Source organism: Rhizobacter sp. (genome assembly GCF_046595475.1).
GTDB lineage: Bacteria > Pseudomonadota > Gammaproteobacteria > Burkholderiales > Burkholderiaceae_C > Rhizobacter.
The window spans coordinates 19,225-39,431 of record NZ_JBKJOQ010000047.1; the positions used below are offsets into that span (position 1 = coordinate 19,225).

The window sequence follows — 20,207 nt, forward strand, 5'->3', positions numbered from 1 at the left end:
CGCCGAAAGTGGGCGCCCTTTTTCGCGCCTGCTGAAGTAGCGCGTCAGCCGTCTCGCGCCTTGCGGCCGATGGCCACCCACTTCGCCAGCACGCCAAACAGCTCGACCGGGTCTATGGGCTTGGTGACGAAGCCATTCATGCCCACCGCCAGGCACTGGTCGCGGTCGCGTTGCATGGCGTGGGCGGTCATCGCGATGATGGGCAGAGACTGCAGCTTGGGGTTTTGGCGGATGAGCAGGGTGGCCTGGTAGCCGTCCATCACAGGCATCTGCACGTCCATCAGCACCAGATCGAAGGGCGCTTCACTGACCTGCCCCACAGCCTCTTGCCCATTGAGTGCGACGCTGATGTGGGCACCGGCCACGTGGGTCAGCAAGTCGGTGGCCACGATGCGGTTGAGCTCGTTGTCTTCCACCAGCAAGATGCGCGCGCCGGCCAGCTCGGCCGGTGCGCCGTGCACGGCCCAGGTGTTGGCCGTGACGGCGTCTTCGGCGCTGGGGGCGTGGGCCGGTCGCTGCGGCTCTAGCGACTCACCTGTGCCCACCGCAAACGGCAGCGTGAAGTAAAACTCGCTGCCCTGGTTGAGCCTGCTGTGCACGCCGATCTCTCCACCCATCAGCTCAATGAGCTGCTTGGTGATGGCCAGGCCCAGGCCGGTGCCGCCAAACTGGCGCGTGGTCGAAGCGTCGCCTTGCGTGAACGGGCTGAACAGGCCGGCCATCTGCTCGGGGGCGATGCCCGGGCCGGTGTCGCGCACGCCAAAGCGCAGCGTCACACGTTGGTCGGGCAGGGTGTTTACCTTTTCCACCGACACCAACACCTCGCCGCGCGAGGTGAACTTGACTGCGTTGCCGCACAGGTTGACCAGCGCCTGCTCCAGGCGCAGCGCGTCACCCACCAGCACCGGCGGTACCCCAGGCCCCAGGTGCGACAACAGCGAGAGCCCCTTGTCTTGCGCCTTGAGGCCGATCACGTTGCGCACGCGCTCTTGCACCACGGCCAGCGAAAACTCGCGCGACTCCAGTTCGAGCTTGCCCGCCTCGATTTTCGAGAAATCGAGAATGCCGTTGATCAGGCTCAGCAGCGAGGTGGCCGCCGTCTGCACCTGGCACAGGTAGCGCCTTTGCTCGGCGTTGAGCTCGCTGCGCAGCGTGAGGTCGGTGAGGCCGAGGATGGCGTTCATCGGCGTGCGGATCTCGTGGCTCATGTGGGCGAGGAACTCGCCCTTGGCATGGTTGGCCGCCTCTGCTGCTGCCTGCGCGCGACGCGACGACTCGACCGCGCTGCGCGCGTCGATCATGCGGTTGAACTCGACCGCGAGCTGGCGAAATTCGCCCGGCAGGCTTTCGTCTGCACGCGCCCCCGGCTCGGCAGCCGCCAATGCACGTGCGCTCTCGCCCAGGCTGCGCAGTGGCGTCGTCAGCCGGCGCGCCGCCCAGGCGGCCACGAGCAGTCCGAGCAGGCCCACGCTCGCGGCGATGAACGCGCTGTGCCGAAAGCCCTTCTCGCTCTTGGCCAGGATGGTGGCCATGGGCACGCCCGCTCCCGCCACGAGGTCGAAGTGCTTGAGCTTGGTGCGGGCGTACAGCCGCACGACCCCGTCTGGCCCTGCGCCGATGAACAAGCTTTTGTTCGCACGCGGCTCGTTCCCGCGCGTGCTCGACGGCACGGTCTTGCCCATCCATTGCAGCAGCCCGGGGTTGCGCGCAAAGATGGTGCCATCGGGGCCGATCAGTGAGACCACGCTGTCTTCGGGCAGGGTGCCCCGGCCGAGCGTGGCTTCGGTGAGCATGCCCAGGTCTATGGCCGCACCCAGAAAGCCGATGCGCTGGCCCTTGTTGTTCGTGATCGGCACCACCAGGTTGACCAGCGGGCGCCGGCTGATGTCGCCGACAAAGGGTTTGCTCAGGAAGGCGTCGTTGCGGCTGAGCGCCTCCTTGAACCAGGCCACGTCTTTGTACGACTTGAAGCGCGAGGGCGACACGACCGACAGGCACAGCGGTGAGCCGTTGATGTCGACCGCGCCCACGTTGGCCAGCAGCGAGTCGACCGAGGTCAGTCCCTTGATCAGCTCGCTGCAACGCGTGCCGTCGAGGTCTTGCAACTCTTGACGCGTGGCCAGGAAGCCGAGCACGCGCTCGGCGCGGCTGAACACAGCGTCGATCTCTTTGGCAGCGTCTTTCGACCGCGCGGCCACTGCGGCCACGGCCTCGGCTTTCTCGTCTTCGGCTTGGCGGTAGAGCGTGTAGGCGTGCAAGGCCAGCAGGGGCAAGGCCACGGCGACGGCGCACAGCAGCAGGCGCTTGAGGAAGTAGCTTTCGCGCAAGCGCCGGCCCGCACCGCGCAAATGGCGCCAACGGGCTGAAAGATGTGACCCTGTACCCATGGTCTTGTTCTTTGCAAGTGACGCAAGGATTATGACCAGCCGCCCGTTCGCAGGCATAGGCAGCTTTCCCGGGGGGCTGCGCTGCTTCAGGCGGCTCGCTTGCTACCCCGCGGGGCGTGCCCCATGCCGCAATCCAGGCGTATCCTGCGGCTTGTCATTTTCACAGGAGCATGCGATGCATCCTTTCGCCAACACCGCGTCGAATCGGCGCGGGTACAGAAGCGGCTGCGATACGGCTTTGCCGCGGCCTTTGCAGGCCTGGGCACCAAGCTCGCGTTGAACGAAAAGTGATCAACCGCCATGTTGATGCAATCGAAACTTGTCGCCTTTGCTGCCACATCCAACCCTGATCGTGCCAAGGCGTTCTACCGAGACAGCCTGGGTTTGACGCTGCTCGAAGACACGCCGTTTGCCCTGGTCTTCGATGCGAACGGCACCACGCTGCGCATTCAGAAAGTGCAGGCCGTGCAGGCGCAGGGCTACACCAGCCTGGGCTGGGCCGTAGTCGACATCAATGCCGTGCTGCAGGCGTTGGTGGGGCGGGGTGTCGTGTTCGAGCGCTTCGCAGGCCTGCCGCAAGACGATGCAGGCGTCTGGCGCGCGCCCAGTGGCGCTCAGGTGGCGTGGTTCAAAGACCCTGATGGCAATCTTCTGTCCATCACAGAGTGACCAGCAGTGACATGCCCGACATCAGCTTCATCCTCCCCGACGACAGCGAGCAAGGCTTCGAAGCGCCTGAAGGGGTGAGCCTCATGCAGGCGGCCACCGGCTTTGGCGTGGCCGGCATCGTGGCCGAGTGCGGTGGCGCGGCGCAGTGCGCCACTTGCCATGTGTATGTGGACCCAGCCTGGGTCGACAAGCTGCCCGCGCCCTTGCCGAACGAGCTCGAAATGCTGGAATGCACGGCTGCCGAGCGTTTGCCCACCAGCCGGCTGTCCTGCCAGATCAAGCTCACCGGGGCGATGCAGGGGCTGGTCGTGCGCGTTCCACCCTCTCAGTACTGAACACGGCACGGCGGTAAGCTGGCGGCCGGCGCACCGCCCGCCTCACCGCTCCTCCAACCTGAGATTTCTTGCCCACCATGAGTGATGCTGTTTCGATCGTGATCGTCGGCGGCGGCCATGCCGCTGCCCAGCTGTGCGCTGGCCTGGCCGCGGCCGGCCTGGGCGCACGCGTGCACCTGGTGTGCGAAGAACCCGAGCTGCCTTACCAGCGGCCGCCCTTGTCCAAGGCCTATTTGAAAAGCCCAGACGAGGCCCTGCAATGGCACCGTGCCGAGGCCTGGTATGCCGAGGCTGGCATTCAAGTGCACCGGGCCAACGCGGCGGTGGCCATAGACCCGGCGCAGCGCAGTGTGCGGCTGCGTTCCGGTGAAGTGCTTTCCTACGAATGGCTCGTGCTGGCCACGGGCGCGCGTGCGCGTCGCCTGCACTCTCTGCCTGAGAGCCTGACGAATGTGGCGGCGCTGCGCAGTGCGGCCGACGCCTTGCGGGTGCGCGAGTTGGTCACGCAAGCCGCGCACATCACCGTGCTGGGGGGCGGCTTCATCGGGCTTGAGATTGCGGCCACCGCGCGCGCGCTCGGCAAGCCCGTCACCGTGCTCGAGAGCGCGCCACGGCTGCTGATGCGATCGGTGTCGCCCGAGGTGTCGGAGCATGTGGTGCAGACCCACCGCGCGAGCGGCATCACGGTGCAGCTGGGCGTGGCGGTCGGCGGGTTCGAGATCGAGGGTGACCGCCTCGTGGCCCTCACTGTCGACGGCCAGCGCGAGAGCGTCGACCTGCTGGTGTCGGGCATAGGCGCCTCACCCGAAGACAGCCTGGCCCGCGCGGCCGGCCTGGCCTGCGACAACGGCATCACCGTCGATGCCTGCCTGCGCAGCAGCGACCCGCACATTTTGGCCATCGGCGACTGCGCGAGCTTCCCCGAGTCGCGCAGCGCGCAGCGTGTGCGGCTCGAGTCGGTGCAAAACGCCAACGATCAGGCGCGCACGGCCGTCGCCACGTTACAAGGGCGCGAAGAGCCGTACCGGGCGCTGCCCTGGTTCTGGTCAGAGCAGGGCCCCATGCGCTTGCAGATGGCCGGCCTCGCACCAGCCAACGGCACGCGCCACCGCCGCCCCGGCGCCAGTGCGGCGAGCTTCTCGCTGCTGCACTACCTGGGCGAACGGCTGGTGTGTGTGGAGAGCGTCAACGCGCCGCTAGACCACATGGCCGCACGCAAGCTGCTCGAGACCGGCACCAGCCCCGCGCCTGAGGTGGCCTGCGACCCGGCGATTGCGCTCAAGACCTTGATCCCTTGACCTGATCCAGTGGCCCTGGGGCAACGCGGCTCGCCGTTTGCTCCTAACATGCTCGCCCGCCCACAGATGCTTGCCATGACGCCACCCACCACCCAAGCGCCTCGCTCGGTTTCCATCTCCGGCTTGACCAAGACCTATGCCACAGGTTTTCAGGCGCTCAAGCACATAGACCTCGACATCAAGCCGGGTGAGATCTTTGCGCTGCTCGGCCCCAACGGTGCGGGCAAGACCACGCTGATCTCCATCGTCTGCGGCATCGTCAACGCCAGCTCGGGCAGCGTCACCGTGGCGGGCCACGACATCGTGCGCGACTACCGTGCCACGCGCTCCAAGATCGGCCTGGTGCCGCAAGAGCTGGCCACCGATGCCTTCGAGAGCGTGTGGTCTACGGTCAACTTCAGCCGCGGCCTCTTCGGCCGCAAACCCAACCCACCCTTCATCGAGAAGCTGTTGCGCGACCTCTCGCTGTGGGACAAGCGGCACAGCAAGATCATGGAGCTGTCGGGTGGCATGAAGCGCCGCGTGATGATCGCCAAGGCGCTGTCGCACGAGCCCGAGATCTTGTTCCTCGACGAGCCCACTGCGGGTGTCGACGTGGAGCTGCGCCGCGACATGTGGGCGCTGGTGCGCCAGCTCCGCGAAAGTGGCGTGACCATCATCCTGACCACCCACTACATCGAAGAGGCCGAAGACATGGCCGACCGCATCGGCGTCATCAGCAAGGGTGAGTTGATTCTGGTGGAGGAAAAATCCGTGCTGATGAAGAAGCTGGGCAAGAAGCAGCTCACCATCGAGCTCGAACACGCGATGGATGCGCTGCCTGCCGAGCTGGCCGAATGGAAGCTCGTGCTCAAGCCGGGTGGCCACACGCTGCAGCGCGAGTTCGATGCAGGCGACGCCGGGGGCGTGGCACCCCTGCTGCGCCGCATGGCTGAGCTGGGCATAGGCTTCAAAGACGTGAACACGCAGCAGAGCTCGTTGGAAGACATCTTCGTGAGCCTGGTGCATGACAAGTCACGCGACGAGTTAAATGACAAGGCACAAGAGAAAGGGGTGGCAGCATGACGCCCGCCCGCTTCAACGCCTACGGTGTCTGGGCCATCTACCGCTTCGAGATGGCGCGCTTCATGCGCACCGTGGGCCAGAGCGTGATCACGCCGGTGATCACCACCTCGCTCTACTTTGTGGTGTTCGGCGCGGCCATCGGGGCGAGCATGTCGAAGGTGAGCGGCGTGGCCTATGGCGCCTTCATCGTGCCAGGGCTCATCATGTTGTCGCTGTTCACGCAGAGCTTGTCGAACGCGTCGTTCGGCATCTACTTCCCGCGCTTCACCGGCACCATCTACGAGCTGCTGTCGGCGCCGATCTCGTCACTGGAGTTGGTGCTGGCCTACGTGGGCGCGGCGGCCACCAAGTCGATCGCGCTCGGGCTGGTGATCCTGGCCACGGCCTACCTCTTTGTGCCGCTGCACATTGCGCACCCGGTCTGGATGGTGGCCTTTCTGGTGCTCACCGCGGTGACCTTCAGCCTCTTCGGTTTCATCATCGGCATCTGGGCCAAGGGCTTCGAGCAGTTGCAGCTGATCCCCATGCTGGTCATCACGCCGCTCACCTTTTTGGGCGGCGCGTTTTACTCCATCGACATGCTGCCGCCGCTGTGGCGCACGGTCACCTTGTTCAACCCGGTGGTCTACCTGATCGACGGCTTTCGCTGGAGCTTCTTCGACACAGCTGACGTGGGCGTGTGGTGGAGCCTGGGCGCCACCCTCGCGCTGCTGTTGACCTGCATGGCCGTGGTGGGCTGGATGGTGCGCACCGGGTATCGCTTGAAGAACTGAGCCCCGTAGCCGGCAACCGCTGCGAGCACCAGCGGCAAGGCGGCTATGTTGTTGCTGCGGCGCGCTTGAGGCCTGCCTTGGCCACACGCTTCTTGAGCACGCCCCAGTAACCCACCGGCATCAGCCGTGACAGGCGGTCGAGAAAGCGCGCATCAGCGCCGATGCGGATGCGCAGCTCGCCCTTGTCCAGGCCCTGCAAGATGCGGTCGGCTGCCTGCTCGGGCGTGGTCTTCACCGCCATCACGAAGGCATCAGCCGCGCCGCGCTGCAAGGCCTCGGGTATGCCAGCTGCGCGCCGCGCCGCGTGGGCGATGTTGGTCTTGATGCCGCCGGGGTGCACCGCCACCACGCGCACCGACGTGCTTTCCAGCTCGTGGCGCAGCGAGTCGGTGAAGCCGCGCACGGCAAACTTGGCCGCGGCATACGCCGATTGCCCGGGCGGCGCCACGAAGCCGAAAACGCTCGACACGTTGACCACATGCGCGAACGGCTCGTGCAGCAGCGCGGGCAGAAACGCGCGCGTCATGTTCACCACGCCCCAGAAGTTGATGCCGAAGAGCCACTGGAAGTCGGCGTCGGTGAGCTGTTGAAACTCACCCATCAGCGCCACGCCGGCGTTGTTGAACAGCATGCTCACCCGGCCGTGCTCGGCCAGCACCGCCGCGGGCAGGGCGGCCACGGCGGCAGGGTCGGCCACGTCGAGCGGGTGCGCGCTGACGTGGGCGCCGGCGGCGCGAGCCTCGCGTGCCGATTCACTCAGGCGCTCGGCATCGATGTCGCACAGCGCCAGCGCGCAGCCGCGCTCGGCGAGGCGGCGTGCCAGCGCGCGGCCTATGCCGCTGCCCGCGCCGGTCACAACCGCCACGCGGCCCTTCATGTCCTGATGCATCCAGTCTCCCTGATACTTCAAGGAATCTAAGGTGCATGCCTTATGGGCGTCATCAGTGCTTGCCCGAGGGTCGGCTACGGTGACAATCAATGGCCGCTGTACGAAGTTACCCCCTTGAACACCAAAACCCAGTTGTCGACCCGCGAGCGCGTGCTCGAAACCTGCCGCAGCCTCTTCAACGAGCGTGGCCCCGGCGCCGTGACCACGGCTGAGATCGCCGCCACGGTGGGTATCAACGAAGGCAACCTGTACTACTACTTCAAGAAGAAGGAAGAGATGGTGCTGGCGCTGTTCGACCAGTTCGAGCTGGCACTGGTCGACCTGGGCCGCCTTCAGATGGCCAACGAAGAAAACGATGTCGACGAAGACAGTCTGATGGACTTTTTCAAGCTCGCCTGGGACTGGCGCTTCTTCTACCGCGATGCCGCCACGCTCTACGAGCTGGCCCCGCAGCTGAGGGCGCGCAACAAAGGCGTGGCTGCCACCACCCACGAAGGGGGGCGCCGTTTGCTGCGACGCATGGTCGAGCGCGGCCACTTGATCGCCTCGCCCATCGAGCTGGAGCGGCTGGTGGTCAACACCTGGATCATCGCCACCTTCTGGATCGAGTACCTGCAGGTCACGCAAGGGGTGAAGCGCATCACCCGCAAGCATCTGGAAGCGGGTTACGCCCAGGTGCAGGCGCTGTTCTGGCCCTACGTGCCCGAAGGCACCCGCTCGCGAGAGCCGCGCTGGAACTAGGGAAGCGACCTAGGGGTTTCGCAGGCCGGCGGCGCTTGCACAGGCGCATGAAAAAGCGACCACATAAGGTAAGCACCTTATTTCGCAGCGCTTCGCCTGATGCCGCACGACCCCCTGGCAGCGCGTGGCCTGGCCGACCACTTCAGCGCGTGCTGGCGTGTCGGGCGTGAGCCTGCATGTGTACGCCGGCGAGACGCTGAGGCTGGTGGGCGAGTCGGGTTGCCGGCAGCACTCCTGACACAACGCTGTCAGGAGAAGCCCCGTCTACTGTGCGGGCGGCATGTCATTTGCTCCCTGCATGGGAGCCGGGGTGTAAGAAGCCTTGTGCCCGCCGCGACTTGCCAACACCACCACCGTGCGACGATCATGCACCTGCGCTCAGCAGGCGTCTGCCGGTCCCCATCAGGAGACGACATGGTCGAAGATTTGCATGAAATCACCCGAGGTCTGGCCGCTGCGCCGGCCACCATCTCGCCCAAGTACTTCTACGATGCGCGCGGCTCCGAGATCTTTGAAGAGATCACGCGCCTGCCCGAGTACTACCCCACGCGCACCGAGTGCACCATCATGCAGCGCTACGCCGGCGACATTGCGCGCAAGCTCGGCCCCGGCCGCACGGTGATCGAGCTGGGCGCGGGCAACTGCGAAAAGGCGCGCAGCCTGTGCGAGGCAATAGACGCATCGCGCTTCGTGGCGGTCGACATATCCGAAGAGTTCTTGCACCAGTCCGTGGCGCGGCTGAAGGCCGAGATGCCCACGCTAGACGTGAGTGCCTTCGCGGCCGACCTCACGCGCGAGATCGAGATGCCGGCCTCGGTACCCAAAGCGCAGCGCCTCATCTATTACCCCGGCTCGTCGATCGGCAACTTTGACTTGCCCGAGGCTGCCGGCCTCTTGCAACGCATGCGGCACATGCTGCAAGACGACGGGGCGCTCCTGATCGGCGTTGACTTGCGCAAAGACGTGGCGGTGCTCGAAGCGGCCTATGACGATGCAGCGGGCGTGACGGCTGCCTTCAACCTCAACGCGCTTACCCACCTCAACCGTCTCATCGGCAGCGACTTCGACCTCGCCGGCTGGAAGCACGTGGCCTTCTTCAACGACGCCGCCTCGCGCATCGAGATGCACCTGGAGGCGCTGGCCGATTGCCGCGTGCAGTGGCCGGGCGGCGGGCGCGATTTCGCTCAGGGCGAGCGCATCCACACCGAGAACAGCTACAAGTACGACATCGAAGGTTTCGCCCGCTTGCTGGACGAAGCCGGCTTCCACCGCACCGTGGCCTGGACGGATGAGCGGCGCTGGTTTGCCGTCGTGCTGGCCTGCCCCTGAGACGAGAGACTGCATGCCCGACTTGAACGCACCCGCACCCGCACTCGCCACTCACTACAGCCAGGTCCGCGCACACACGCTGGCGCTCGCCGCGCCGCTGTCGGCTGAAGACGCGTGCGTGCAGTCCATGCCCGACGCCAGCCCTGCCAAGTGGCACCTTGCGCACACCACCTGGTTCTTCGAGACCTTCGTGCTCGAGCGTTGGGAGCCGGGCTTCAAGCCCTTCGACGCGGCCTTTCGCGTGCTCTTCAACTCTTACTACAACGCCGTGGGCGACAAGCACCCGCGCGCGCAGCGCGGCCTGCTCACGCGGCCTGCACTCGACGCGGTGCGCGCCTATCGCGCCGACGTGGACCAACGCATGCAGCGCTTGCTCGCACAGGCCGAGCCCGCTGCACTCGCGCTGATCGAGTTGGGCCTGCACCATGAGCAGCAGCACCAGGAGCTGATGCTCACCGACATCAAGCATTTGCTCTCGTGCAACCCGCTGCTGCCGGCCTACCGCGAAGTGGCTTTGGATGAGGCGCCTGCGCAGGCATTGCAGTGGCATGCCTACGATGAAGGCCTGGCCGAGATCGGCCACCACGGCAACGGGTTTGCGTACGACAACGAAGGCCCGCGCCACCGCGTGTTCCTGTCGAAATACGAGATGGCCTCGCGCTTGGTCAGCAACGCCGAGTACGCCGGCTTCATCGAAGCCGGTGGCTACCGCGACCCGGCGCTGTGGCTGTCAGAAGGGTGGGATTGGCAGTGTGCGCAGGGCCGCGAGCACCCGCTTTACTGGAGGCGCGGCGAGCGGGGTTGGCAAGAGTTCACCCTGGCAGGCTTGCGTGCGCTGGCTGCGCATGCACCGGTCACGCATGTGTCGTACTTTGAGGCCGACGCCTATGCGCGCTGGGCCGGTGCGCGCCTGCCCAGCGAGGCCGAGTGGGAGCATGCGGCGCAGCACAGCGGCGCCAAGCTGCAGCAGCTAGCCGACGTGTGTTGGCAGTGGACGGCCAGCGCTTACCTGCCATACCCCGGTTTTCGCGCGAGCGAGGGCGCGGTCGGTGAGTACAACGGCAAGTTCATGGTCAACCAGATGGTGCTGCGCGGAGGCTCGGTCGCCACGCCGCGCTCGCATGTGCGCCTGAGCTACCGCAACTTCTTTCCGACCACGGCGTGCTGGCAGTTCAGCGGCATACGCCTGGCGCGCTGAAGAACCGTCCATTCCCGCTGACGTTGCGCTCGTCATTCCCGTGAAAACGGGAATGCAGGATGCCGGCAACGAGCGGCAGGGCTGCGCAGAGCAGTCATCTGCGTATATACAGAAATCAGATTGATATATTGAAAGTCAAGCATTGAATGGTAGCGATGTCAGCCGTGCCGCTACACTCGCGCCCCATGGTGAACCCCGCTCCGCCTGCCCCTCGCCGCACACGACGCGGCGGCGGTGGCATCACCCTCGCCGACGTGGCGCGACTGGCGGGCGTGTCACCGATTACCGCCTCTCGCGCCATCAACACCCCCGCGCTGGTGGCCACAGAGACCCTGACCCGTGTGAACGAGGCCGTGGCTCGCACCGGCTACGTGCCCAACCGCCTCGCCGGTGGCCTGGCCTCGGCGCGCAGCCGCCTCGTGGCGGCCGTGGTGCCCACCATCACCGGGCCGGTGTTCATGGAGATGGTGGAGTCGCTCACCAGCGCACTCGCCGAAGCGGGCTACCAATTGATGCTGGGGCAGAGCGGCTACGCTGAATCGCGCGAAGACGCCCTGCTCGACGCCATCATTGGCCGACGGCCCGATGGCATCGTGCTCACCGGCATCATGCATTCGCCGGCTGGCCGCCGAAAGCTGCTGGCCAGCGGCATCCCGGTGGTGGAAACGTGGGACCTCACACCCACCCCGATCGACATGCTGGTGGGCTTCTCGCACAGTGCCGCGGGCACCGCTGTGGCGCAGCACCTGCACGCCAGCGGCCGGCGCCGTGCGGCGCTGCTCACCGGTGACGACGAGCGCGCACAGCGCCGCAACCGCGGCTTCATCGACGAAGCCGTGCGCCTGGGCCTGGCGCACAGCGAAACCGACGTGCCGCTGCTGCGGGTGCCCGCACCTACCACGCTGGGCAGCGGCCGCTCGGGTCTCGCGCAGTTGCTCAAGCAGACCCCCGATCTCGACGCGGTGTTTTGCAGCTCCGACCTGCTGGCGCTGGGCGTGCTTACCGAGGCCGCTGCGCGTGGCATTGCCGTGCCACAGCAGTTGGCCGTGGTGGGCTTTGGCGACCTCGCCTTTGCCGGCGACACCCACCCCGCGCTGAGCACCGTGCGCATCGACGGCACCGGCATAGGCCGGCAGGCGGCACGCTTCATCGTCGAGCGCGCCGAGGGCCGGGTGGTGGCCGACAAGGTCATCGACCTGGGCTTCCGAATCATTCAGCGCGCCAGCAGCTAGGGTCTTCATTTCAGCGCCGGCTTGGCGTTCAAAAAAGGTAGCGCTACCATTCAATTTCTGACGGAGTTTTGACCATGAATGACACCCCCAAGATCGTGACCATGCAGGTCATTCCTGTCGCTGGCCGCGACTCGATGCTGCTCAACTTGAGCGGTGCCCACGCCCCGTTCTTCACCCGCAACCTGGTGCTGTTGACCGACAACGCCGGCCGCACCGGCGTGGGCGAAGTGCCAGGCGGCGAGCACATTCGCCAGACGCTCGAAGACGCGCGCAGCCTCGTCATCGGACAGCCCGTCGGCGACGGGCAGCGCGTGCTGCGCACGGTGCGCGAGCGCTTCGCCGATCGCGACAGTGGCGGGCGCGGGCTACAGACCTTCGACCTGCGCACCACCATCCACGTGGTGACCGCCATCGAGTGCTGCCTGCTCGACCTGCTCGGCCAGCACCTTGGCCTGCCGGTGGCGGCCTTGCTCGGCGAAGGCCAGCAGCGTGATTCAGTCGAAATGCTGGGCTACCTTTTTTACATCGGCGACCGCAGCGAAACCAATTTGCCTTACGCCTCACCTGCTGTCGAAGGTGCCGATGCCGACCCTTGGCAGCGGCTGCGCCACGAGCCCACCACCACCACCTGGAAGATCGTGCGCCTGGCCGAAGCGGCGCAGGCGCGCTATGGCTTTAACGACTTCAAGCTCAAGGGCGGCGTGCTCGCCGGTGAGGCCGAGGTCGAGGCGGTGACGGCGCTGCACGAACGATTCCCCGATGCACGCGTCACCCTGGACCCCAACGGCGGCTGGCTGCTGAAAGACGCGGTGCGCCTGATGCGCGACATGCACGGCGTGCTGGCCTATGCCGAAGACCCCTGCGGGGCCGAAGACGGCTACTCAGGTCGCGAGGTGATGGCCGAGTTTCGCCGCGCCACCGGCTTGCGCACCGCCACCAACATGGTGGCCACCGACTGGCGCCAGCTGACCCACGCGCTGTCGCTGCAGTCGGTCGACATCCCGCTCGCCGACCCGCACTTCTGGACCATGGCTGGCTCGGTGCGCGTGGCGCAAACCTGCCGCGACTGGGGCCTCACCTGGGGTTCGCACTCCAACAATCACTTCGACGTGTCACTCGCCATGTTCACCCATGTGGGCGCGGCCGCACCCGGGCGCGTGACGGCCATCGACACGCACTGGATCTGGCAAGACGGCCAACGCCTGACGAAAGACCCACTCAAGATCGTCGGCGGCCGTGTGCAGGTGCCGAAAGCGCCCGGCCTGGGTGTTGAGCTCGACATGGTGGAGGTGGAGAAGGCGCATGCGCTCTACCAGCAGCATGGGCTGGGTGCGCGCGACGACGCGGTGGCCATGCAGCACCTGCTGCCGAATTGGCGCTTTGATCCGAAGCGGCCGTGCATGTTGAGGTAGTGGAGAGTGCGGCGTTGGCGGCTCAGTACACTGCCAGCCATTTCGCCGCCCATCCATTCCGACACCGAGTGCCATGAATCGACTTTTCTTGCGGGCTCTCCTCATGCCCGCCATTCTCGCGACCTGCTTGGTTGGGTGTGCTCTCACGCGCAGCGACGGCAAGTTCGAGTACCGACCGGAGCTGGTTCAACTTGAGGCCTTGTCGGGCTCGTTGGCCGGCACCTCTGTGCGCAGTGTGGTTGTCACCGATATGCGCAAGGACATCTTCACCCGCAAGACCCTGGACGATCAGCGCATCCTGGTCAACAAGCGCAACAACCACGGTGCCAAAATGGAAGGCGTCTTCGCCGTGGATCATCCGCTGAGCGAGTACGTTGCGCAGGCTTTCGACGCAGCACTGTCACAAGCTCACGTATCGAAGTCACTAACCTCGCCACTGGAGCTGCAGGTGCGGCTCGATATTCTGGATGACCCTGTGATTGAGCGCGGGTTCTTCAAAACCAAGTGGGGTCTCGCCTTGGTGGCCAACATCACGCTCTTCAACCGCCAGACGGGAAAAGAAGTCTGGCACCAGCCTTACATCGGACGAGCCGAACTCAGGCAGTTGGGGCTGCTGCCGGCCATTGACGACTACACCAGCAGCCTGCCCGTCACCCTCAACGACCTCGCGGCGCAATGCTTGAGCACGCCCGCATTCCAAATCGCGCTACGCAGCGCTCGCTGAACCCTTGCTACCCTCTTTGGATCTTGCATGTCAAAACGATTTCACTCGGCCGTTGTTCTTGCCTGTCTGCTGCTGAGCGCGTGCGCATCGACGACCATTTCTTCCGACTACAAACTGCCCCCGGACAGACGAGTCGGGCTGGCTGCTGGCTCTATCACCTTCGACAGCATGCGAGGGAAATACCGCGTGTTCGTGGAGAACGTTGACAGTGGTGGAGGATTTCGATTCGAAATCGGCGAAAGCCAAGTGACACCGATCGCTCTCTTTTCTTCCATTACCGACGAAGATTTGAAAATTTATGGGCGCCCCTTCGCCACTGAATTGCCCGCGGGCAAGTACAAGATCACCGGTTGGGGTGTAGCTGCCGGTGCGATACGCGCCACGTCAGGGCTTGTGGTTGGTGTGCCGTTTACCGTGGAAGCGGGCAAGACGACGTACATGGGTAACTTTCATTTTGTCGGCCGCTTGATGCCTTTTACCGGAGGCTCGATGACGGCCACGCTGAAAGACGAGGCTGCACGAGACATCCCGGTGCTGAAGAAGCGGTTCCCAATCATTGCTACCACGGTGCCGATCCGCGTGGCCGTGGTGGCTGGCACCGAGCTTCCTTTGATTGGCGGCTACGGCAAGATTGCTGACCCCGTTCAGGTCTATGCCCCAGTGGCGCCGTAGGCCACTGCCAACATCACGTATACGAAGTAATTCTTGGCTCCGAGACAGACGACAAACTCTTTAAAGAGCTGCGGCAGCCCAGGGCCTGCCTCACCTGGCCCTGCAGTCTTCAGTATCAACACCAGTGCGCAGGCCCTGTACCGCTCCACAGGCTACGGCATCACCGGCATGAACATGATCAAGCCGCTCAGGCACGACGGCGCCTGATGCTTCACCTGGCACCTCTGCAAACGGCTGATGCGCCAGACCTGCTGGCCTTCGAGCAAGACAATCGGGCATTCTTCGAAGCGCACATCAACGCGCGGCCGCCCGCCTACTACGCCGTCAGTGGCGTGCGTGCGGCCATAGCCGATGCACGGCGCGAGGCTGCCGAAGACAAGTCGTACCACTACCTGGTGAGGGACGGCAGCGGCCTGTTGGTCGGCCGCGTCAACCTCACACGCGTCAAGCGCGCCCACTTTCACTCGGCCGAGCTGGGCTACCGCGTGGCGCAATCTGCGTGTGGCCGCGGGGTGGCGAGCCAGGCTGTGCGACAGGTCATCGCGATCGCGTTCCATGAGCTGAAGCTGTTGCGCATAGAGGCCACGAGCCGGCCCGAGAACCTGGGCTCGACCCGCGTGCTCACGGGCAATGGCTTCACGCCTTTTGGCCGGTCGCGGCAAAGCTTCGAGCTGGCGGGTACCTGGTACGACCTGGTTCACTACGAGCTGCACGCCGACTGAAGCTCGATCCCCGGTGCCACGCCTTGCACTTCAACCCAACCACGACAGCAGATGCAGATCCGCCCCTACCGAGAATCCGACGAAGCCGCCGTGGTGGCCCTGTGGCACGCGTGCGGCCTGACCCGCCCTTGGAATGACCCGCACAAAGACATCGCCCGCAAGCTGACAGTGCAGCGAGAGTTGTTCTTCGTGGGCGAGCTGGCCGGCAAGCCGGTCGCCACGGTGATGGCCGGCTTTGAAGGGCACCGCGGCTGGGTCAACTACCTGGCGGTGGCACACGAGATGCGCGGGCGCGGCTATGGCGCGCTGCTGATGCAGCGTGTGGAGCAGGCCTTCATCGAGATGGGCTGCCCCAAGGTCAACCTGCTGGTGCGCAGCACCAACACGGCGGTGCTCGATTTCTATCGGCACCTGGGTTATGCGCCTGATGACGCGGTGCCATTGGGCAAGCGGCTCATTCCCGATGAGCCGCTTGCCGTCGGGCCCGCCACGGGTTGATCCACGCCGGGGGCGCGGCGTGGAGGGGCCGCAAAACCCTGCGCTCACAGGCATGCGTTCGGTGGCGCACAGACGCTTCATCCTCAATAGGCGCAATCTGCGCCAGGAGGAGCTTCAAACAAATGGCCATACACCATGCGCTTTCGGGCGAGTTGATCGACATTCGGCCACTTGGCAGCGCCATCACGACTGCCCGCACCGCCACGCTGTACAAGACGCATCACCTTGAGGTGTTTCGCGTGGTTCTGCTCGCCGGCAAAGCGATACCCGAGCACGATGTGGTCGGCGAGCTGACGGTGCAATGCCTGGAGGGCAGCGTCGAGTTTTCCATCGGGAGCACCCACGATGTCATGCGGTCTGGCGATCTGAAATGCCTGGCTGGCGGCGTCCCCCACTCGCTTCGAGCCATAGAAGACTCTTCTCTTCTGGTCACACTGCTGCTTCATGGCGCATAGCCCGACCCAGAACGTGGCTGCGCAGCCTGTGGCCGAAGACGACGGCCCGCTGTCGCCCTGGTGGATACGCGCCATGGTGATCGTGATGGTGCTCGGCTTTGCGGGCCTGATCCTGATCACGACACTCTCGTACCGCAACGCGCCTCCCATCCCCGCGCGCGTGGTCGATGCGCAGGGCACGCTTGTGTTCAGCGCAGATGATGTTGGCGATGGGCAGGCCGTGTTTCTGCGCTACGGCCTCATGGCCAACGGCAGCATCTGGGGCCACGGGGCCTACCTTGGGCCTGACTTCTCAGCCACGGCACTGCACCGCATGGGGCGGGTCACGGCCGAGGCCCTGGCACAAGAGCGGCATCACCAAACTTTTGCTGCGCTGACCCGCAGCCAGGCCGCGGCCGTGCAGGCAGAGACGATCGTGTCGCTGAAAACAAATCGCTATGACGCGCCTACGGGGGTGCTGCAATTCACGGCCTCGCAGGCCGCCGCTTTCGGCCAAGAGATCACGCACTGGGCCAGCTACTTTCACGACCCCTCGCGCAACGCCGGCTTGAAGGCCGACCTCATCACCGACCCTGCCGAGCTGCGCCAGCTCACGGCTTTCGTGACCTGGGCGGCCTGGGCATCGGTCGCAGCGCGGCCCGGCGAAGAGCACTCTTACACCAACAACTTCCCCTACGACCCGAGCGTAGGCAACCTTGCCACCTCGGGTGCGCTGCTGTGGAGCGCACTCAGCCTGACGGTGCTGCTCGCGGGCATTGCTACGGTGCTGTTGGCGTTCGGCAAGTTCGACTACCTGGGGTGGATCACCCGCGGCCACAAGGTCAAGCCACAGATGCTGCCGGGGCAGTCCAGCCGAGGCCAAAACGCGCTGGTGAAATTCTTCGTGGTGGTGGCGTTGCTGCTGCTGGCGCAGGCGCTGGTGGGCGGCGCGGTGGCCCACTACCGCGCCGACCCGGGCAGCTTCTACGGCTTTCAGCTGGAGCGCATCTTCCCCAGCAACCTGATGCGCACCTGGCACCTGCAGCTGGCCATCTTCTGGATCGCCACCGCCTACGTGGCGGCTGCGCTGTTCCTAGGGCGCTCGCTGCGAAGCGACGAGCCGCGCTGGCTGGCGGCTTGCACGCATGCGCTCTTCGCAGCGTTTGCGGTGGTCATCTTCGGCAGCCTGCTGGGTGAGTGGGCGGGCCTTGAGCAGTTGCTGGGGTCGTGGTGGTTCTGGCTTGGCAACCAGGGCTGGGAATACCTGGAGCTGGGCCGCGTCTGGCAGATGCTGTTGGTCGCAGGCTTGTTCGCCTGGTTTGCGCTGCTGTGGTCGCTGGTGCGCCCGCGGGCGCTGGCCGATGGCACCGCCCAGCCCATCGTGCGCATGTTTTTGGTGGCGGCACTGGCCATACCGTTGTTCTACATCCCGGCGATGCTCTTCGGCGCCAAGACCAACTTCACCGTGGTCGACACCTGGCGCTTCTGGATCATTCACCTGTGGGTCGAAGGCTTCTTCGAATTCTTTGCCACCACTGTTGTGGCGCTGACCTTCTATCAACTCGGGCTGACCCGCCGCAATGTGGCGCTGCGGGTGATCTACCTCGACGCCATCCTGTACTTTTTGGGAGGCCTGATGGGCACCGGCCACCACTGGTACTTCACAGGTCAGACCAACGTCAACATGGCAGTCTCGGCACTGTTCTCGGCGCTGGAGGTCGTGCCGCTGACCCTGCTCACGCTAGACGCTTGGGACTTCGTTCGCACCACGCGCGGCGACCGCGACGCCAACGGCAAGCAGATGGTCATCCCGCACAAATGGACGTTCTATTTTCTGATGGCCGTGGGCTTCTGGAACTTCGTCGGCGCGGGCATGCTTGGCTTCCTGATCAACCTGCCCATCGTCAGCTACTACGAGGTCGGCACCTTGCTCACACCGAACCACGGGCACGCCGCGATGATGGGTGTGTTCGGCATGCTGGCGATCGCGATGATGGTGTTCGTGCTGCGGCAGACGAGCAGCGATGCGCGCTGGCCCGGCATTGAGAAGTACATACGCTGCGCCTTCTGGGGCACCAACGTCGGCCTGGCGATGATGGTCGTGATGAGCCTGTTCCCAGGCGGCTTGCTGCAGGTTTGGGACGTGCTGCAAAACGGCTATTGGCATGCGCGCAGTCTCGACTACATCGGCAGCGAGCGATCGCACCTGATCGAGTGGCTGCGCATGCCAGGCGACGTGGTCTTCATCGTGTTCGGGGCGGTGCCGCTGGTGATCGCCGCGGTCAAGGGGTACCTCAACCTGCGTGCTGGGCCTCACGGCGAAACAGTGGGCCCGGCACACTCAGCCTGAGTGCGGGCCGGGGCCGCCTTTCGGTTTGCGCGCGGCTGGGTGAGGGCAAGGTCGACGCTCAGTGCATCAGCTTTCCTGGCGGGTGCTCAGAGATCGGGCTTGTCGACACATGGGTGAGCCCGCTCAACTCACGTCGCGGTGAAAAGTCAGGATAGACGCCACACTGCGCACCTGTCAGGCTAGCGCCTTTTTCGCATCGTTCACGGCCTTGCCGTGGCAAATGCATCACACGACCCCGCATGTTTCTTGACCTCGGCCCGTTGCGCCGCAACGCTGCGTTTCGCCACCTCTTCGCCAGCCAGTTCATCTCGGGCCTTGGCACCATGGTCAGCTACGTGGCCGTGCCATGGCAGCTCTATGAGTTGACGCACTCCAACGCGCAGGTCGGCCTGCTTGGCCTCGTGCAGCTCGTGCCCGTGCTTGCTTGCAGCCTCTTGGGTGGAGCCATGGCCGACCGCATGGATCGCAAGCGCCTGCTGATCGGCTCAGAGGCCTTGATGGCGCTGTGCCTCGCGGGCTTGCTGGCCAACGCGCTGGCCGCCGCCCCCAGCGTGCTCGCGATCTACGCGCTGGTGGCGGTGCTGCAGGGCGCGAGCGGCTTTCATCGGCCGGCGCTGGAGGCGCTGACGCAAAAGCTCGCGCGGCCCGACGAGTTTGCCGCCGTGGCCGCACTGTCGTCGGTGCGCGGCACGGTCGGCATGGTGGCGGGCCCGGCGCTGGCAGGTGTGCTGCTCGCACGCTGGGGCGCGGTGGGTGCCTATGTGTTTGACTTCGTCACCTTCATTGCTGCGCTGCTGTTCATCGCTCGCATTCCGCGCGATCGCATCGGCAGCGTCGTGCCTGCCGGCGAGCGCTCGCACCTGCTGGCCGATCTCGCCGAGGGCTTGCGCTTCGCGTGGGCACGGCCCGCGTTGATGGGCACTTACCTCATCGACATCGTCGCGATGGCCTTCGCCTTCCCGGTTGCGCTGTTTCCGGCCATGGCCGCCGCCGACGGGCGTACCGAATCTGTCGGCTGGCTGATGTCGGCCATGGCGGTGGGCGCGCTGCTCATCGGCCTCTTCAGTGGCTGGACTTCGCGCGTTACACGTCACGGCCGTGCGGTGGTGATCGCCGCGGTGGTGTGGGGGCTGGGCATCGTGGCGCTGGGCTTTGCACCCAGCCTGGCGTGGGGCTTGCTGTTCCTGGCGGTGGCCGGTGCTGCCGACATGGTGAGTGGCGTTTTTCGCGGCACCATCTGGAACGAAACCATCCCCAACACATTGCGCGGGCGACTGGCCGGCATCGAGATGATCAGCTACCTCACCGGCCCATTGATTGGCAACGCGCGGGCTGGCTTCATGGCCGATGCGTGGGGGGTGTCTTGGGCCATAGGGGCCGGTGGGCTGGTGTGCGTGGCCGGCGTCGTGGCCACGGGCGCGCTGCTGCCGCGCTTCTGGGCTTACCGCAGCACGGAAAACATGACCTCGAACTAGAAAG

The 20,207-nt window shown here is 65.4% G+C and carries 19 protein-coding genes; 16 read left to right on the top strand and 3 right to left on the bottom strand.

The window, feature by feature from the left end; genetic code table 11:
- Window positions 1-44 precede the first annotated feature (44 nt).
- The gene (locus AC30QB_RS09350; RefSeq protein ID WP_489545939.1) at window positions 45-2,387 is read right to left on the bottom strand and encodes an ATP-binding protein; all 2,343 of its coding nucleotides are present in this window, start codon (window positions 2,385-2,387) and stop codon (window positions 45-47) included.
- Window positions 2,388-2,693: 306 nt separating this feature from the next.
- On the opposite strand from AC30QB_RS09350, the gene AC30QB_RS09355 reads away from it, so the two are divergent.
- The 5 genes from AC30QB_RS09355 to AC30QB_RS09375 all read left to right on the top strand — a co-directional run bounded on the left by AC30QB_RS09355 (window position 2,694) and on the right by AC30QB_RS09375 (window position 6,527).
- Entirely contained in the window at window positions 2,694-3,056 is a 363-nt protein-coding gene (locus AC30QB_RS09355; protein WP_489545940.1) for a VOC family protein, read from the top strand.
- Between the two features lie 11 nt (window positions 3,057-3,067).
- A complete protein-coding gene (locus tag AC30QB_RS09360) occupies window positions 3,068-3,391 on the top strand; it encodes a 2Fe-2S iron-sulfur cluster-binding protein (protein ID WP_489545941.1) in 324 nt (107 codons plus the stop codon).
- A gap of 77 nt (window positions 3,392-3,468) precedes the next feature.
- Window positions 3,469-4,689, top strand: coding sequence for an NAD(P)/FAD-dependent oxidoreductase (locus tag AC30QB_RS09365; protein ID WP_489545942.1), 1,221 nt, complete (start codon window positions 3,469-3,471; stop codon window positions 4,687-4,689).
- A gap of 66 nt (window positions 4,690-4,755) precedes the next feature.
- Complete coding sequence (locus tag AC30QB_RS09370) at window positions 4,756-5,754, top strand: ABC transporter ATP-binding protein (protein ID WP_489545964.1); 999 nt, start codon at window positions 4,756-4,758, stop codon at window positions 5,752-5,754.
- Window positions 5,751-6,527: an ABC transporter permease gene (locus AC30QB_RS09375; RefSeq protein ID WP_489545943.1), complete on the top strand. Its 777-nt coding sequence runs from the start codon at window positions 5,751-5,753 to the stop codon at window positions 6,525-6,527. The genes AC30QB_RS09370 and AC30QB_RS09375 overlap by 4 nt, the downstream gene beginning before the upstream one ends.
- Before the next feature lie 43 nt (window positions 6,528-6,570).
- On the opposite strand, the gene AC30QB_RS09380 is transcribed toward AC30QB_RS09375, so the two are convergent.
- Window positions 6,571-7,416, bottom strand: a complete 846-nt coding sequence (locus tag AC30QB_RS09380) for an SDR family NAD(P)-dependent oxidoreductase (protein ID WP_489545944.1) — start codon at window positions 7,414-7,416, stop codon at window positions 6,571-6,573.
- A gap of 114 nt (window positions 7,417-7,530) precedes the next feature.
- Between AC30QB_RS09380 and AC30QB_RS09385 the strand changes: the two genes are divergently transcribed.
- The 9 genes from AC30QB_RS09385 to AC30QB_RS09425 all read left to right on the top strand — a co-directional run bounded on the left by AC30QB_RS09385 (window position 7,531) and on the right by AC30QB_RS09425 (window position 15,944).
- Window positions 7,531-8,157 (top strand): TetR/AcrR family transcriptional regulator, encoded by a 627-nt coding sequence (locus AC30QB_RS09385; RefSeq protein ID WP_489545945.1) that lies wholly within the window; start codon window positions 7,531-7,533, stop codon window positions 8,155-8,157.
- A 414-nt stretch (window positions 8,158-8,571) separates the two neighbouring features.
- Complete coding sequence (egtD, locus tag AC30QB_RS09390) at window positions 8,572-9,486, top strand: L-histidine N(alpha)-methyltransferase (protein WP_489545946.1); 915 nt, start codon at window positions 8,572-8,574, stop codon at window positions 9,484-9,486.
- A 13-nt stretch (window positions 9,487-9,499) separates the two neighbouring features.
- Complete coding sequence (gene egtB / locus AC30QB_RS09395) at window positions 9,500-10,684, top strand: ergothioneine biosynthesis protein EgtB (protein WP_489545947.1); 1,185 nt, start codon at window positions 9,500-9,502, stop codon at window positions 10,682-10,684.
- A 185-nt stretch (window positions 10,685-10,869) separates the two neighbouring features.
- On the top strand, window positions 10,870-11,916 hold the full coding sequence (locus AC30QB_RS09400) for a LacI family DNA-binding transcriptional regulator (RefSeq protein ID WP_489545948.1): 1,047 nt from the start codon (window positions 10,870-10,872) through the stop codon (window positions 11,914-11,916).
- Between the two features lie 53 nt (window positions 11,917-11,969).
- Window positions 11,970-13,328: an enolase C-terminal domain-like protein gene (locus tag AC30QB_RS09405; protein ID WP_489545965.1), complete on the top strand. Its 1,359-nt coding sequence runs from the start codon at window positions 11,970-11,972 to the stop codon at window positions 13,326-13,328.
- 199 nt (window positions 13,329-13,527) lie between these two features.
- Window positions 13,528-14,052 carry a hypothetical protein gene (locus tag AC30QB_RS09410; protein ID WP_489545949.1) on the top strand — a complete coding sequence of 175 codons (525 nt, stop codon included), beginning with the start codon at window positions 13,528-13,530 and terminating at the stop codon, window positions 14,050-14,052.
- A gap of 27 nt (window positions 14,053-14,079) precedes the next feature.
- A complete protein-coding gene (locus AC30QB_RS09415; RefSeq protein ID WP_489545950.1) occupies window positions 14,080-14,724 on the top strand; it encodes a hypothetical protein in 645 nt (214 codons plus the stop codon).
- Between the two features lie 206 nt (window positions 14,725-14,930).
- Window positions 14,931-15,446, top strand: coding sequence for a GNAT family N-acetyltransferase (locus AC30QB_RS09420; RefSeq protein ID WP_489545951.1), 516 nt, complete (start codon window positions 14,931-14,933; stop codon window positions 15,444-15,446).
- Between the two features lie 51 nt (window positions 15,447-15,497).
- Window positions 15,498-15,944, top strand: coding sequence for a GNAT family acetyltransferase (locus AC30QB_RS09425; RefSeq protein ID WP_489545952.1), 447 nt, complete (start codon window positions 15,498-15,500; stop codon window positions 15,942-15,944).
- An 83-nt stretch (window positions 15,945-16,027) separates the two neighbouring features.
- Here AC30QB_RS09425 and AC30QB_RS09430 read toward each other — a convergent pair whose 3' ends face one another.
- The gene (locus AC30QB_RS09430) at window positions 16,028-16,390 is read right to left on the bottom strand and encodes a hypothetical protein (RefSeq protein WP_489545953.1); all 363 of its coding nucleotides are present in this window, start codon (window positions 16,388-16,390) and stop codon (window positions 16,028-16,030) included.
- Here AC30QB_RS09430 and AC30QB_RS09435 point away from each other — a divergent pair.
- Together AC30QB_RS09435 and AC30QB_RS09440 are read left to right on the top strand one after the other, a co-directional pair.
- Window positions 16,389-18,728, top strand: a complete 2,340-nt coding sequence (locus AC30QB_RS09435; protein ID WP_489545954.1) for a nitric-oxide reductase large subunit — start codon at window positions 16,389-16,391, stop codon at window positions 18,726-18,728. The two genes, AC30QB_RS09430 and AC30QB_RS09435, sit on opposite strands and share 2 nt — an antisense overlap.
- Window positions 18,729-18,967: 239 nt before the next feature.
- Complete coding sequence (locus tag AC30QB_RS09440) at window positions 18,968-20,203, top strand: MFS transporter (RefSeq protein WP_489545955.1); 1,236 nt, start codon at window positions 18,968-18,970, stop codon at window positions 20,201-20,203.
- Window positions 20,204-20,207 lie beyond the last annotated feature (4 nt).

Coding starts and splice junctions, on each gene's coding strand:
- egtD (WP_489545946.1), top strand. CDS start 8,572: ATGGTCGAAGATTTGCATGAAATCACCCGAGGTCTGGCCGCTGCGCCG.
- AC30QB_RS09380 (WP_489545944.1), bottom strand. CDS start 7,416: ATGCATCAGGACATGAAGGGCCGCGTGGCGGTTGTGACCGGCGCGGGC.
- AC30QB_RS09400 (WP_489545948.1), top strand. CDS start 10,870: ATGGTGAACCCCGCTCCGCCTGCCCCTCGCCGCACACGACGCGGCGGC.
- AC30QB_RS09375 (WP_489545943.1), top strand. CDS start 5,751: ATGACGCCCGCCCGCTTCAACGCCTACGGTGTCTGGGCCATCTACCGC.
- AC30QB_RS09420 (WP_489545951.1), top strand. CDS start 14,931: ATGCTTCACCTGGCACCTCTGCAAACGGCTGATGCGCCAGACCTGCTG.
- AC30QB_RS09425 (WP_489545952.1), top strand. CDS start 15,498: ATGCAGATCCGCCCCTACCGAGAATCCGACGAAGCCGCCGTGGTGGCC.
- AC30QB_RS09350 (WP_489545939.1), bottom strand. CDS start 2,387: ATGGGTACAGGGTCACATCTTTCAGCCCGTTGGCGCCATTTGCGCGGT.
- AC30QB_RS09435 (WP_489545954.1), top strand. CDS start 16,389: ATGGCGCATAGCCCGACCCAGAACGTGGCTGCGCAGCCTGTGGCCGAA.
- AC30QB_RS09415 (WP_489545950.1), top strand. CDS start 14,080: ATGTCAAAACGATTTCACTCGGCCGTTGTTCTTGCCTGTCTGCTGCTG.
- egtB (WP_489545947.1), top strand. CDS start 9,500: ATGCCCGACTTGAACGCACCCGCACCCGCACTCGCCACTCACTACAGC.
- AC30QB_RS09355 (WP_489545940.1), top strand. CDS start 2,694: ATGCAATCGAAACTTGTCGCCTTTGCTGCCACATCCAACCCTGATCGT.
- AC30QB_RS09430 (WP_489545953.1), bottom strand. CDS start 16,390: ATGAAGCAGCAGTGTGACCAGAAGAGAAGAGTCTTCTATGGCTCGAAG.
- AC30QB_RS09440 (WP_489545955.1), top strand. CDS start 18,968: ATGTTTCTTGACCTCGGCCCGTTGCGCCGCAACGCTGCGTTTCGCCAC.
- AC30QB_RS09370 (WP_489545964.1), top strand. CDS start 4,756: ATGCTTGCCATGACGCCACCCACCACCCAAGCGCCTCGCTCGGTTTCC.
- AC30QB_RS09365 (WP_489545942.1), top strand. CDS start 3,469: ATGAGTGATGCTGTTTCGATCGTGATCGTCGGCGGCGGCCATGCCGCT.
- AC30QB_RS09360 (WP_489545941.1), top strand. CDS start 3,068: ATGCCCGACATCAGCTTCATCCTCCCCGACGACAGCGAGCAAGGCTTC.